General features: G+C 40.4%; 8 protein-coding genes. 4 read left to right on the top strand and 4 right to left on the bottom strand.

Features of this window, described 5'->3' with window-relative positions:
• Nucleotides 1-66 precede the first annotated feature (66 nt).
• Nucleotides 67-387 carry a hypothetical protein gene (locus IQ276_RS24110; protein WP_193922344.1) on the top strand — a complete coding sequence of 107 codons (321 nt, stop codon included), beginning with the start codon at nt 67-69 and terminating at the stop codon, nt 385-387.
• Here the strand turns inward: IQ276_RS24110 and IQ276_RS24105 are convergent.
• Nucleotides 384-2,207 (bottom strand): CHASE3 domain-containing protein, encoded by a 1,824-nt coding sequence (locus IQ276_RS24105; RefSeq protein ID WP_235115923.1) that lies wholly within the window; start codon nt 2,205-2,207, stop codon nt 384-386. The two genes, IQ276_RS24110 and IQ276_RS24105, sit on opposite strands and share 4 nt — an antisense overlap.
• A gap of 419 nt (nt 2,208-2,626) precedes the next feature.
• Here IQ276_RS24105 and IQ276_RS24100 point away from each other — a divergent pair, with 419 nt between their 5' ends.
• From IQ276_RS24100 to IQ276_RS24090, 3 genes are all read left to right on the top strand, one after another.
• Nucleotides 2,627-3,970 carry an adenylosuccinate synthase gene (locus IQ276_RS24100; RefSeq protein ID WP_190878495.1) on the top strand — a complete coding sequence of 448 codons (1,344 nt, stop codon included), beginning with the start codon at nt 2,627-2,629 and terminating at the stop codon, nt 3,968-3,970.
• Nucleotides 3,971-4,082: 112 nt separating this feature from the next.
• Nucleotides 4,083-4,679, top strand: coding sequence for a 50S ribosomal protein L25/general stress protein Ctc (locus IQ276_RS24095; RefSeq protein WP_193921095.1), 597 nt, complete (start codon nt 4,083-4,085; stop codon nt 4,677-4,679).
• Nucleotides 4,680-5,039: 360 nt separating this feature from the next.
• A complete protein-coding gene (locus tag IQ276_RS24090; RefSeq protein WP_193921092.1) occupies nt 5,040-5,858 on the top strand; it encodes a DUF928 domain-containing protein in 819 nt (272 codons plus the stop codon).
• A gap of 42 nt (nt 5,859-5,900) precedes the next feature.
• Here IQ276_RS24090 and IQ276_RS24085 read toward each other — a convergent pair whose 3' ends face one another.
• The 3 genes from IQ276_RS24085 to IQ276_RS24075 form a co-directional block, all read right to left on the bottom strand.
• Nucleotides 5,901-8,552, bottom strand: coding sequence for a CHAT domain-containing protein (locus IQ276_RS24085; protein WP_193921090.1), 2,652 nt, complete (start codon nt 8,550-8,552; stop codon nt 5,901-5,903).
• Between the two features lie 345 nt (nt 8,553-8,897).
• Nucleotides 8,898-11,612, bottom strand: coding sequence for a two-partner secretion domain-containing protein (locus IQ276_RS24080; RefSeq protein ID WP_193917709.1), 2,715 nt, complete (start codon nt 11,610-11,612; stop codon nt 8,898-8,900).
• A gap of 83 nt (nt 11,613-11,695) precedes the next feature.
• Entirely contained in the window at nt 11,696-14,014 is a 2,319-nt protein-coding gene (locus IQ276_RS24075) for a CHASE2 domain-containing protein (RefSeq protein WP_193917707.1), read from the bottom strand.
• Nucleotides 14,015-14,537 lie beyond the last annotated feature (523 nt).

Here is a 14,537-nt window from a genome sequence, read left to right as displayed (position 1 = left end):
AAGTTAGTTTTTTTCAAGAATCATCCAGAACTATTCAATCTTTTCAATACTTACTTCCCCAAACTTATGGAGTTTCTAACTGCTATCGAAGTTGAGGTGGAGCTTGTTATTAACCATTCTCGTCATTTGCGGAACATTGTAGTGAAGCGCCTTGAATTACCGGACTTGAGTTTTAGGGTGACTCCAGATTCCAGAATTGGCGGTTGTGCAATCGAAGTACTCGATATCCCACCAAGGGCAAGCCATCCAGATGGTTCACCTCGGTATGACTTGTTGAACTTCCGGCTGAGGACTAAGTTAGATTCTTATCATTTCCAACGTGGGCAGAAAGTTTTAGTTGATAGGATTTTTGTAGTCTGTGATACTTTCACCACCAAAACCAATTAACCCTCTCCCCTAACTGATTCGAGTTCTTGGGAAAATGAAGGGATTTCCCTGGATGTTAAAGCTGGCAAGTAGACTGTAAATTGAGTACCTCTGCCTACCTGACTATAAAGATTGACAAAACCACCGTGATTCTTAATGATATCCAGCGCCGTGGAAAGTCCTAAACCAGTGCCTTTGCTTATGTCTTTGGTGGTAAAAAATGGTTCAAAAATCCGTTGTTGGACTTCCGATGACATCCCCATACCAGTATCCGTCACCACGATCGCAATATAAGAACCCAGTTTGGCATCAATATTAATCTGGGCACAATGTTCGCTAATTACGACATTTTCCGCCACAATCCTGAAGATACCACCATCGGGCATCGCGTCACGGGCGTTAACTACTAAATTCATCAGCACTTGATGCAGTTGAGTTGCGTCTCCCCGGATGTGCCAAACATTTTTGGGAATATCTATCTCGCAGATAATAGAATCAGGAAATGTTTGAGCGATAATTTGCTCAATTTCTGCTAATATAGGCGCAATTTGGACAATTATCCGCTTGCTTTCAATACCGCGTGCAAATATCAAGATTTGCTTGAGCAAATTAGCGCCACGTTTAACATTATTTTCTAAGGTTTGTAGTACTTTCTGGCTTTGGGGGTCAGGGAATTTCTTCTGCAAGAACTGAACTGACATTAAAATCGGCGATAGTAGATTATTGAGATCGTGGACGATACTGCTAGTTAGAGTGCCGATACTCTCCAAACGTTGCGATCGCAAAAGTTGAACTTCTAATTGTTTCTGCTGTGTAATTTCGGTGTTCGCACTCAAAATAGATTTGGGTTGTCCGTTATCATGTCGTAACAATACCCACCGACTTTCAACGATAATTTCCTTACCTTCTTTCGTCAGTTGATGCAACTCACCCCGCCACTCACCAGTATTCATCACGCTTAAGTAAGCATCTTCTAACTGTGGTGAATTTTCTGGATACAAAAGTTGCAAAATATTCTTACCCACAGCTTCTTCAACTTTCCAACCGTAAAGACTTTGGGCACCTTGATTCCAAAATAAGATTTGGTTGTGGATATTTCGCACCACAATTGCGTCTTTTGTTACATCTAACAGCAACTTTTGTTCCCGAATTTTCTGTTCTGCTTGGTGAAGTTGTTTAATGTAATACCACAACAAATCATACAGTAACGCCACCAACAACAAATGCACAACAACAGCGATAAAAAATGTGATTACAGCCTTTTGGGAAATTGCCTGCGACTCTTGTATCTTTTGCTGTAATAAATTTTGTTCTTTTTTTAAATAGTCATCAATTAGCTGTTGAATTTCTTTGCCGATTTCCTTGTCTTGTTTAGACAAAATTAGCTGTTTAGTTGCTACCAATCCCTGGTTTTTTCTTAGGTAAATTTCTTGTTGCAGAATGTTGAGTCTGGTACTAATTTTTGGCTTCAATAAAGAAAACCACTGCTGTCTTTGAGGATTATCAGCAATTAAGTTAGTAAGTATTTGGAGATTGCGATCGCTTTCTTGATACGCCCGAAGATAAGTTTTTAGAGCATCTACATCCGATGTGATTAGGTAATTACGCTGTGCAATTTCAGTATCTTGGAGTAGAGTTTGTATATTTTTTAATTGAGCAATAACTTGATGAGAAGATATCAGACGTTCGTGGTTATCAATCAGCTTAATACTATTGTCATAGGAAATTAAAGTATTAGTAAATACAACTGCCAATGCCAAGACGAATATTGCTTTGTGCTTTTGGACTCTAGACCATTTTTTTATCATGCGATCGCCCTTTTTGCCGCAGATGACCTCCATTAGTTACAATTAAAGACTGAAAACAAATACTGAGAGTATTTGAAGAATGTGGAAAATACGAGTAATAAAATACAATCGGTTAAAGTTGTAAATATCTTGATTTTTTGGAATAATCATGTATACATAAGAATTAGAAAGCAAACCGCCAGTTTTTAATATAAATTAATTTTTAATATTACCATGCAGTCATTTATCATTAGTCATTGTTCTAAATAAATGACAACTCACAAATGATATTCATAGAGACGCCGATTTATCGGGTCTCTTGACATTCCTTGTTCACGTTTGGTTGTGAGATTTTCTCGTGAACGATCAAATTGAAAACAGTTTAGATTATTTTTTTTGCAAAGCCTTGACATTTTTTCCGAAATATGTTGATAATAATAGTTTGTGGAAACTTTACCTCATAATATAAACGCTTGGCTAACGTAATTGTCATAGGTGCCCAATGGGGCGATGAAGGAAAAGGTAAAATAACAGACTTGCTCAGCCGTTCGGCAGATGTTGTGGTACGTTACCAAGGGGGTGTCAATGCTGGGCACACAATTGTAGTTAAAGGTCAGACCTTTAAGCTACACTTAATCCCTTCTGGTATTTTGTATCCAAATACCGACTGCATTATTGGCTGTGGCACGGTCATTGATCCACAGATTTTGATAGCAGAACTGGACCAATTAAAAGAATTAAATATTTCCACTGACCACCTGCTGATATCTGAGACAGCCCACGTAACGATGCCTTATCATCGGTTGATAGACCAGGCATCAGAAGAACGACGGGGAAGCCATAAGATCGGCACTACAGGTCGGGGCATTGGTCCGACTTATGCTGACAAATCTGAACGTACAGGCATTCGGGTTTTGGATTTGATGGACCCTGATGGGCTACGGGAGCAGTTGGAGTGGACGATTAATTATAAAAACGTCATTTTAGAAAAGCTTTACAACTTGCCGCCTCTAGATCCACAAGAGGTGATTGAGCAGTATCTAGGGTATGCAGAACGCTTGCGACCTTACGTCATTGATACATCGTTGAAAATATATGATGCAGTTCTGCGACGACGCAATATTTTGTTTGAAGGCGCACAAGGCACCCTCCTGGACTTAGATCACGGAACTTATCCCTATGTTACCTCCTCCAACCCTGTAGCCGGGGGGGCTTGCGTTGGTACAGGGCTAGGACCGACAATGATAGATCGGGTAATTGGGGTATCGAAAGCGTATACCACAAGAGTGGGAGAAGGACCATTTCCCACGGAATTGGATGGAGAGTTGGGAGAATTACTGTGCGATCGCGGTGCCGAATTTGGCACAACCACCGGACGCAAGCGGCGTTGCGGCTGGTTTGATGCCGTCATTGGTCGTTATGCCGTGCGAATTAACGGTATGGACTGTATGGCACTCACCAAACTGGATGTCCTCGATGAATTAGAAGAAATCCAAGTTTGTGTCGCCTATGAAATAGACGGCGTTCGCAGCGAACACTTCCCCACCAGTTCCCGTCAATTTGCCAGATGTCGCCCCATCTACAAAACCTTACCAGGATGGCAAGTGTCAACAAGTCACTGCCGCACCCTGGAAGACTTGCCACAACAGGCGCTGGATTATCTAAAATTCTTAGCAGAATTGATGGAAGTCCCGATCGCGATCGTTTCACTAGGAGCTAGCCGCGATCAAACCATAATCGTAGAAGACCCCATCCACGGTCCCAAACGGGCTTTATTACACGCCGACGGCACACCCGCTTCCTTGCTCAGTGCTTAGTTAAAAGTTAAGAGTTAAGAGTGAGGAGTGAGTAATTAAATCAAAACTCCTAACTCCTAACTCCTAACTCCTAACTCCTAACTCCTAACTCTAATTAAAAACAACAACTTCTATGGCTATTACAGTCGAATGTCAAAAGCGACCAGAAGGTAGCAAGCCCAAAGCTTTGCGCCGTTCTGGAGCAATCCCAGCAAATTTGTACGGTCACAAGGGTACAGAATCAATCTCTTTGACCATCAATGCCAAAACTGTTGAGCGCTTGCTCAAAAGAGCTTCAGTCAACAACACTTTGATTGACTTAAACGTTACTGATGTACCTTGGCGGGGCAAAGCCCTACTCCGGGAACTTCAAATTCATCCAGCAAAGGGTACCCCTTACCACCTGAGCTTTTTTGCAGTTGCGGGTCACGGCGACACAAATGTAGAAGTACGCCTGCGTTTCGTGGGAGAAGCTGTTGGTGTTAAACAAGAAGGTGGCGTGTTAGACACCACTGTTACCGAATTGCAAGTGAGTTGTGCGCCTGAGAACATCCCAGAGTTCATCGAAATTGATGTCTCTAACCTGAAAATTGGGGACAACTTGCACATCAGTGATATATCTTTTCCTGAGGGTGTGACACCTCTTGCTGAATCAGAGCGAGTCCTTGTCAGCGTTTTGCCACCGCAAATCAACGCTGCTGCTGAAGAAGAGAGTGAAGCAGCCTCTTGACGCACCGACTCTTAAAAGGGGTGGTATTCATCCGATAACCTCAAAGGGATCGTCAAGGCAATTCGCAATTTCAAATTCGCAATTCACAGCAAGGTGTAGGGGCACGGCACTGCCGTGCCCCTACGGGTGTACCTCACTTGATTCTTGCTGTATGAACCCCAGACCGTATTGTTCACACCATTGAGCAATCCGGTCTTTTAATTTTGAGGTAGGAATCTGTACAAATTACTGCTTCAGCCCCTTTGTCATGCCTTCAACTTGCCTAAGCAATTTTCCAGCAATTGGCAAATTCGCTTTCTGAAAAAATACAGTTAGATATTGTAGTTATATTAATGTGACAAGAAATAAAAAATTTAGCCAATGTTGTTAAATCGCACAAAAGGTTTATTTCTCTTGATGTCGGTACTAGTTAGTTGGGCTAGCTATTCGATCATTTTACTCGCATGGGCAGAAACAGAAGTTAACAATAACCAAACATCTCAAGCACAAATTAATTTGACTTCAGTGGAAAAAGACCCCCCAAAGAGGGGAACACCTCCAGCAAAAGAGGGAACAGGAAGCAGAGGTGATTGTATTTATCAGCAGGATAAACCTTCACTGACTCGTATAGTAGGTGGTAATCAATCTTACTTTTCTGTTAAAGATTATCCAACTATTTGGGTTTATCTGCCTTACACTGCTCAGGAAGCAACTAGCGGAGAATTCTCTTTACAGGATGGAGATATGGAGGTGTACCACACTCGCTTTAAGTTACCCAGCAGATCTGGAGTTGTTGGTATTACTTTACCCTCAACAATTCCAGCTTTAAAGGTTGGCAAAGAGTATCGATGGTATTTTGACATTAATTGTTCTCGTAATATCTCTTCCAATAATTCATCGACACCAGCTTCCGTAACAGGAATTGTAGAGAGAAAGTTAATCTCTGTAGAACTTGAAAAAGATTTAAAAACAGCAAAAACTCCCTTGGATAAGATTTTGGTTTATGCGAAAAATGATATTTGGTATGAAGCGATAACTGAATTGGCTCAATTACGTTTAAACGAGCCAAATAATTCTACACTACAGAAAATTTGGGTTGAAATTTTAAATACCAAAAATTTGGGTTTAGCGAATATTTTTCAAGAACCAATTATTGGTAATATGATTTTAACTTCAGGTGATTTGACTGTTTCAGAGTAACATAATTCCAATCCAAAATCCAAAATCCAAAATCTAAAATTACTACAGCCAATTGCCCACTAAAATAAATGCAGACCAATGATAAGGGCGATTATAATCTCTATCGGTAGATTGTTGCAAAAATGCAAGCTGAGTATTTCTTAAAGCTTCTGCTTTTGTAATTTGCCCACGATTCAGTTCTTGGTAAAATCTAATCATAAATTCGGCAGTAGAGGCATCATTAATCTGCCACAAGCTAGCTAGAGTAGTGCGGGCACCCGCTCGAATCGCTACCCCCGCTAATCCCAAAGCGGCTCGTTTATCTCCGGTTGCTGTTTCACAAGCACTCAAGATTAGTAATTCAATAGGATTAGCAATTCTTTGGTAATTCAAACGCAGTAAGTTATCTAAATCTTTAACTTTGATGCGTTCATTCCAGTCAAGAATATAGGTTTGTTCTGGGTTAGAACTAAATTTACCATGAGTTGCTAAGTGAATGATATTGAAGGGTGTTGTATTAATCTTGGTTTGAAGATTTTTCTTGATAAATTCTTGATTTTCTAGCGTTTGATTACGTTGAATGTTTTCTTTAATTCCTTCTAATTCTACCGCGACATTAGCGATCGCTCCTAACCTCTCTTTTTGAAAGCTGGGAGCGTCTGTTGCTCCGGCAATTAAGACGCTGAGTGCTTCTCTGTGTAAGGGTTTAGGTTCAAGTAGCTGCAATGTCGGGGTTACACTCACAGCATACCTTTCGACCAAATATCTTTGTCCATCATGCAAAACTGCCATTGGTAGATTCCGCAATGAACCATCAAGGACAAATACTAAGGTTTTAATCTGGCTTTGCTCTCGCGTTTTTGTGCTTTCAAGTTCATCTGCAAACGGTTGAATTAACCAGTCATATAACTGTTTTGCTTCTTTTTTGATCTGACTTAAACTGGTGCTGGGACGCTTGAGGGAATTTTGCAGTTGTAGAACTGCTGCATCGATTTGGGTTTCCGAAATATTAGCATGGGCATAGTGACGTAAATTATCCGAGCCTGGTAATTTCAAAATTACTTCTAAACGGTTTGGTAAAATAATTGGGTAAATAACGGCTGCATACGGGTCTAATTGGTCAATATTTACCTGTTTTGCTTTGGTACAAGCATCGCCAAAAAAGTTATCTAATTCTGCTAGTTGTAGTGCTTCCATTACCTGACGAGCTTGAATAAGATGATCTCGATTTGGTTGTGGAGAAAGCAAGAGTAAATCAACTAATTGCCGATACAGTGGTTCTGCACTTTCTCTAAAGTCCAACTGAACTTCTGGATTTAAGGCAACTAAATCGCTGCGTAAATTACTGATATTTTTAAAAGCTTCGGTGTAATATGTAATAGCTTGTTTCGTCTCATTTTCTGCTTGGAGCGCTCGCCCCATTTGCCATTGCCATTGATAGCTTATATCTGGTGCGTTAATTACTTGGGCAATGACTAAAGCAGACTGAGTGTTTTTTTTCGCATTTGACCAATCTCCAACTTTTTCATATACAGCACCGAGAGTACCAAGGGCGTAGGATTCTGCCCGTTGGTCTGCTAAACTTCTAGCTTGCTCAATTGCTGTTTCTAGTATCTGTATGATGTCTGGATGATCGCTTGTTCTCTCCATTTTGAGTAAACTTTTAGCAAAATTGACACGAGCATAAATAGATACTCGACTTGCTGGTAATTGATTAAGGTCGGCTCTGATTTGTTCAATTACAGGCGAAGCTAATGTAAATTGCTTAGTCTCAATTAGTACTGCAAAATAATTAAGTTGTGCCTGAATTTTTGTTGTAGGTAAAGTGGCGATCGCCCTAGCTTTTTGATAGAGTTCTAAAGCATTTTGCCTGTGTTCTTCAGTGCGTTGTGTATCTTTCAATTCTGCTGTTCTTTTGGCGTAGGCGTAGCCCGTCGTAGACATCGCTAATTCTGTATTTCCTAAATTCAGCAAAGCTGTACTTTCTGTTTCCGGTAAATGTAATTTTTGGGCAATAGTCAAACTCTGGCTTAAAATTTCCCGAGATTTTTCTAAATCGCCATCAAATCGGCGGATATTACCAAAATTCAGCAACCCAGTTGCTTTGAGAGGAGAGTCGGGTTGTAAATAAAGCTGTTGTTCTACTTGCGTTAAAAGTTTCTCGGCGCGGCGATAAAGTCCTAAAGCTTGCAGTGCTAAAGCTTGATTCATCTGGATGCCAATAATAGTAACCGTATCGCCAGATTGAACATACAATTTTTCAGCTTTCTCCCAACTTAAAAGAGCAGCTTCAGTTTGTCCCTGTGCCAATTGCCAATGCCCTAAATTATTCAATACTTGGGCACGAAGGCGGCTGAACTCTTTATCAAAAGGTAATTTATCTAATAAATTTAAACTAGTATCAATTGCTGTTTTTGCTTGTTGCCAAAGCCCTAGTTTTTGCTGAACTAGAGACATTAAACTTAACGCTTGAGCTTGGCGATCGATGTCTCCTGAAACTTGATAAATTTGCGCTGCTTGTTGTAGAAGTTGTACGGCTGCTGAAAATTGACCAGCATCGTAATATTTTTTAGCAGATTGTACGAGCGATAAAGCTGATGCAGGTTGAATTTGGGTTGGGGGATTTTGGGCAATGACAGGAAATAGCATTGGTATATTCAGGCTAAATATTAACCCGAAAATTATAAGTAGAATGAACCCCAACAAGCGTTTCATGAGTTTCTCCTCAGCATCTGATATAGCAAGGGACTGGGGACTGGGGACTGGGGACTGGGGACTGGATGAAAAGTCTTTTTGTGTCTAAGTTTTATCATCTGTTAATGTCCTGACCACCAAGGCTTTTGCTATATCATGTCCGGGGAATCAAATATAATACCTGAAACCCTAAAGAGCCAAAGCTGTGCTTGAGCTAACCTCCCCTTATTCTTGGGGAGGGGTTGGGGGTGGGGTTCTTTTATTATGGGTAATTTCGCAGACACGATATGACACCAATTTGAAAAATGATTGCGACAGATAAATTCATCAAACCAAAATACACAAAGCAATTACCCAATCCAAAATCTAAAATCCAAAATCCAAAATCGCATGACAGTCTTGGGGATGCAACCAAGTATCTTTAGGTGTCACCGTCACTGGGTTTGCCGTGAGGATCGCATTACCATTCGCATCTTTTACCAAACCTTGAGCTTCAATAATTGTTGTAGATTCTGTTTGTTGTTTGTCTGATGAGTTATTAGTTGTTGGTGTTGGTTGAGTTTGAGATTGTGATGATATCAACCAATCTTCCCAAGCTGTATTGGCGCTGATAATTTCATAGGGAGAAGGAGGTAAACCACCTTTACCAGTCACAATAAATTCACTACCTTGAGCTGCAACACAGAGGTTTTGATTGATTAATCCAGAAACATCAACAATATCTGTTGGCAATTCTTGCAATCCTTGACTGGGGTCAGTATTAGGTGTATTGAGATTTACCTCACCATTTAAGGAAGGGTTAGTTTGAGAAATCGCAGTAATGTCACTTGTTGGTAACTGATTGGGGTCGAGTTTTGTGGGGTCAGTTGTTTGCAGCGATCGCTCCAGTTCTTGACGACTGAGTGGTTTTAGCCCAAATATGCCAGCAGGATTGATATTAACTTTGCCACCACTCCCGTTAAAAGCATTAGCCGTGATATCGTTGTTTTCATTTGGAGCAGCGACGATAAAACCTTTGGGTTCATTAATGGTAATATTTCCACCATCCCCCCCAGCTTCAGCAGTCCCCGCATTAGTAGAAATTTTGCTCTCCCGACGCAGCAGCAATAAGTCTTGTAGTTTGAAGCTGATGTTACCACCAGTATTACTAGCAGTTTCGGCAGAAATGTTGGATTGATTATCTAGGGTGAGGTAATCTGTCTGAATTTCAATATTTCCAGCCTTGCCACTACCTTGGCTATCTACTGTAATACCAGCGTTATTTTGCAGGTTGACTGTCTCATTAGTAACAATCTTGATATTTCCTGCATTTCCTTGACTACCACTGACTGTACTAGCAGCAATTCCAGCACCATTAGTTAAAGATAATGATTTTGCGCTAATCTCAATGTTTCCCCCCTGACCGATTGCTGGAATGGTTGTATCTTCTTTCACTTCTCCCACTGAACTGGATGCTCCACTACCGCCAAGAATCGATACTCCATCAAAAGAGACGCGATCGCGGACTTCAATCTTGATATTTCCTGCATCCCCTTTCTCAAAGGTATTGGCAGTCAGTTGGGCGCCATTTCTCAAATCCAGCGATCCTGCTTGAATATCAATATCTCCCCCCCGACCTTCACCATCAGTTCCTACTGCGGTAAAAATTCCTGTGAAGTTGTTAATATCGCTTGTATTTACTACATCGAAGTAAATGCGATCGCGCACTTGAACGATTACATTGCCGGCATTCCCCTGTGAGCGGGTATTAGTTTGCAGACGAGCGCCATTAGTTAAAGAAAAGGAACCTGCGGTTAAATAGATGTCCCCGGCATTACCCTTTGCACCTGGTCTGACATTGTTGAATATGCCACTGGGATTTCCTTCGCTATCCATACCATCGAAGGCGATGCGATCGCGCACTTGAAGCGCGATCTTGCCCGCATTCCCCTGTGCGTAGGTTTCCGCTATCAATTCTGCTCCTTCGCTCAAAGAAAATGAGCCAGCCTGAATCGTAATATTACCACCATTACCAATGGCATTGGATTCTACAGTATTGAAAATAGTACTAAGTCCTGATAGCGAAACCGTCTCAGACGTAATATTTATATCACCTGCCTGACTGTTAACTGTTCCCAAACCTTCGCTAATCCCAGCCACTAGCAAGCTGTTTCCTGACATGCTGAAGTTTTGAGCATTGATAAAAATACTACCATTCTTATCAGCAGTTCTGACATCTATAAATCCATCGATGATCGAAACATCCGTTTTTTTAGCATTTTCAGGGAAACTTAGATTGAGTTTATCCCCATCAAAATTTAGTCCTACTACTTCCCAACCTCTAACCCCTGCCAATTCTACTCGACCACCCATAGCATTTAATGTACCTCCGTTGAGAATTACATCTCCTCCCAGAAGTATCAAACTACGACTATCAGGTACCCGCAAACCAAATATATTAAATCCGGTTGGTGCGGTTGATCTGTTTTCAATCGTTCCAGGCTGAATTTGATTGAAGAAAAATGCAGAAGGATTAACTGTTAGTAATAGAGAAGTTTCTGGATTGGTGGCGCTAAAAAAACCTTGCTCACCAAACTTAATTGCATTCGCCGTACTCGCTACAAATGAACCCCCCAAATCCAAGCGTGCATTCTGCCCAAAAATTATCCCGTTGGGATTAATTAAAAATAAATTAGCGTTACCATTTACACCCAATGTCCCCAAAATATTCGAGGGGTTATTACCTGTAACTCTACCCAGGATATTATTTATCCCCGCAGGGTTTGAAAAATATACTCGCTGTCCATCTTTGACATTGAATTCGCTAAAACTGTGAAAAAGATTACTTCCTCTGATTGCGCCGCCATCAATTTGGTCTGCCGCTGCGCCTTTAATATTTATATTGGGGGTAATAACTGAACTTTCCGTACCTAAAGTAGCATCGGGGGTAATCTGGGCAAGGGCGCTAGTGTGAGGGAATGCGTTAACGTAGCTCACCGTAGGTATCGCCAATCCTCCCAAAAATGAGAATAATCTAGCTAGAATTGATACATGAACAGCACTGTCTCTACAGAATAAAAGAGGATTTTGACAGCTTTTCATCAGGTTCCTTCTGATTTGAGATGAGAGCGAAGAGTTATGACTTTTTCATATATGCCTGGCTTTAAAAAGCTTTGAACAGGATTCTATTCAAATATTTTATACCTATAAATAACCAAACTACTTTCAACAGCCACCAATGCTAAAGCTGAGGAAAATAAAGGTATCCAAGCTCCCTTAAAAGTTAGTAAACCCCAACAACTTGCATATAAAATACCCACAGCAACTCCTCCCCCCAGTAAAATTAGACGCAGTGACATCAAACGCCAAGCTAACAAACCTCCTACTAACGACCAACCCCAAATCCACATCGTTTCAATTGGTTTTGACCAAGGCAAAATCAACGGTCGTCGATCCATTATTGTACTGAGAATTTGACTGACCATGTGTGCTTGAATTTCCACACCTGTCATAGTTTTAACTGCAAAATAACCATCACTGTAGGGTGTGCGCCAATGATGATCGTTAAAACTGAGGTCTGTAGTTCCAATGAGAACAATACGATTTTTGGCGAGATTAGGGTTAAAATTATTACTCAGAACTTCTTGCAAAGTAACTTTTTCGGCAACTTCTTTTGAGGCGCGATAGTTGAGTAATATTTGATGACCGCTGGCGTTAATATGATGGTAACTGCCGGAGTTTTCTTCTAAAGTTTTAAAGACGACTTTCCCCAATTTTAAGTAATTATCTGGCGTAAAATCTGATTTAATTCCGGCTTCTGCTAAATAACTAACTGCCAGCTTCCAAGCAAAAGAATATTTGCTTTCACAGGGAAATGCAGAATCTACAGCTAATATTTGCCGACGGAGAACCCCATCAAAATCAAGTTCTACATTATTAAAGCCTTGACCTTGTTTTGAAACTTCTGGAGGAGTTTTAATACCCGGTTTTCCATAATGACAAATACTAAAAATATTATTGCTATTTTTGATTTTTTCAGCTAAATTTTTGTATTCTGCTTTCAGAGGAGTTTCTCGATAAATATCTAAACCGATCGCTCGCGGTTTTGATTGTTCTAATTTTGTGAGTAATTGTGCGAAAGAACGCTCAGATAAGGAAGCTGCTTTGCGTTCTGTAATCGGCTGTGATTGGACATCTTCTTCTGTGATGGTAACTAATAACAACCGTTGATCTATGCCTTCATCGGGTCGCGATCGCATCAGTTGGTCGTAAGCTTGCAGTTCCCATGCTTGCAAAAACCCAAGGGTTCTGATGCCAATAATTATACTCGTAATGGCTACACTTGCAAAAGCTACTTGCCATAGTGGGAGAGCATTTTGGAACTCATTTTGATTATTTAATTGTTTTTTTAGCCAATTTAAATCAAAAACTGTTTTATAGATAGGATTTTTAACAATCAAATTGCCTTGGTGCTGATTTACTAATCCAGAGAGACGCAATTCGAGATATGCCTCAGAATTATTTGCAGGTATTTTACCTCGCTGTAAAACTTTTTTATACAAAAGTAACAGAGATGTACTGGAGCGGGAATTTCTCAAAATGCGATCGCGAATAGTCCGCAAATGCTCCGGTTCATCCTGAGATTCCCAATTCTCAATAATCCGCTTTTTAACTAAATGCTTGATAGATTGCGGTGTTTGCACTCCAGATTCTTGAGAAATCAACCAACAAAGCTTTTGGGTTAAAAACGGTTGTCCCCCAGTCCAATACAGCACTTCTTTGAAAACAGCTTCAGGATTGCTAACTTTTTCAATCAAACCCTGTACCAAACTGACACTTTCGTGCAATTGAAAACCTTTTAACTCAATCGCTCGACCAATATTAAAGGGAGTTGCATTTTCATCTTGAATTAAATCGGCAGGTGTTGCTACACCCAATAATGCAAAAGAAAGTCTTCTATATTCTGGGTTGCTTGCCCTTTTATCGTAGCAGTGACGAATCAAAGCAAAAAATTCATCTGTAGGAAAGTTTAAACTCAGAACGCTATCAATTTCATCAATAAAAATCACAATTTTTTGATTAATTTGCGTTAGCAATACATTTTCAATAAAACCACCCAAGCGTTGCACGGGTGATAAATCTTCCTGTTCGCGCAACCAACTACGACGGTTTACCTGTAGCTCAAATCCACTGATTAATTCTTGAATAATCCCCCCATACCATTGCGATGCAGTAATTTCTTGACTGCCAATCCCGCTTAATTCAATTTCGACACAATTAATATCTTGCGTTTGTAATTTGTACATAGTCCTAATCCGCAAGCTAGATTTACCCATTTGTCGGGAATTGAGGACATAGCAATATTCCCCAGCTAATAAAGCATTGTACAGTTCGTGGTCAGCCTCTCGAACGATATAGGTAGGAGCATCAGGTAGTAGACTTCCTCCGGGTTGATATTTGTAGTTAGAGTGAGTCTCACCGCTTTGAGAGTCGTCATTAATCATCGTTTATTGGTAAAGATTTTAGACATTAATCTGAGATAAAAACGCCCACAAAATTACTAATGCATCAAATAATCGCCTTTTATATCTAATTTTTAGCTCCTAAAGAACTTTCTCAATTACAGATACAGAGGATATTAACAGTTCTTTAAAAGGTAATAAGTAAGTGGGTCAAATTAAATATATAGCGGTTCCCATTCAGATGCGATACAACATTATATCGCCAGGTGTAGGGAACAGTGCCGTGCCCCTACAGGTGTAACTCAGCAGGTCGGGAAAGTTCCCTACAATTATCTGTACCTCACGCCTGTTGCAATTTGCTGTATATGCGCCCTAGAGCAACATCCCTCTTCGATTTTTGGAAAAAACCTGAATTAACCTGAACTTTTCTGAAATCCTGAAATGTCCGAATTTTTTATACTCCTCATTTTTCCTCAACTATTATCAAATACAACCAAACATAATAGAAACATCAACCGAGTTGAAGATTATAACCAGCCCATGAAAACTAATCAGGGCTACTAAT

The sequence above is a fragment of the Desmonostoc muscorum LEGE 12446 genome (genome assembly GCF_015207005.2).
In the GTDB taxonomy this organism is placed as follows: domain Bacteria; phylum Cyanobacteriota; class Cyanobacteriia; order Cyanobacteriales; family Nostocaceae; genus Nostoc; species Nostoc muscorum.
The sequence above is the reverse complement of the archived record's forward strand: the minus strand, read 5'-3'. Positions and strand labels throughout refer to the sequence as shown.

What these genes read in the sequence shown, in the direction of transcription:
- IQ276_RS24110 (WP_193922344.1), top strand. Translation starts at nt 67, where the DNA reads ATGGAGTTTCTAACTGCTATCGAAGTTGAGGTGGAGCTTGTTATTAAC.
- IQ276_RS24105 (WP_235115923.1), bottom strand. Translation starts at nt 2,207, where the DNA reads ATGGAGGTCATCTGCGGCAAAAAGGGCGATCGCATGATAAAAAAATGG.
- IQ276_RS24095 (WP_193921095.1), top strand. Translation starts at nt 4,083, where the DNA reads ATGGCTATTACAGTCGAATGTCAAAAGCGACCAGAAGGTAGCAAGCCC.
- IQ276_RS24090 (WP_193921092.1), top strand. Translation starts at nt 5,040, where the DNA reads ATGTTGTTAAATCGCACAAAAGGTTTATTTCTCTTGATGTCGGTACTA.
- IQ276_RS24085 (WP_193921090.1), bottom strand. Translation starts at nt 8,552, where the DNA reads ATGAAACGCTTGTTGGGGTTCATTCTACTTATAATTTTCGGGTTAATA.
- IQ276_RS24080 (WP_193917709.1), bottom strand. Translation starts at nt 11,612, where the DNA reads ATGAAAAGCTGTCAAAATCCTCTTTTATTCTGTAGAGACAGTGCTGTT.
- IQ276_RS24075 (WP_193917707.1), bottom strand. Translation starts at nt 14,014, where the DNA reads ATGATTAATGACGACTCTCAAAGCGGTGAGACTCACTCTAACTACAAA.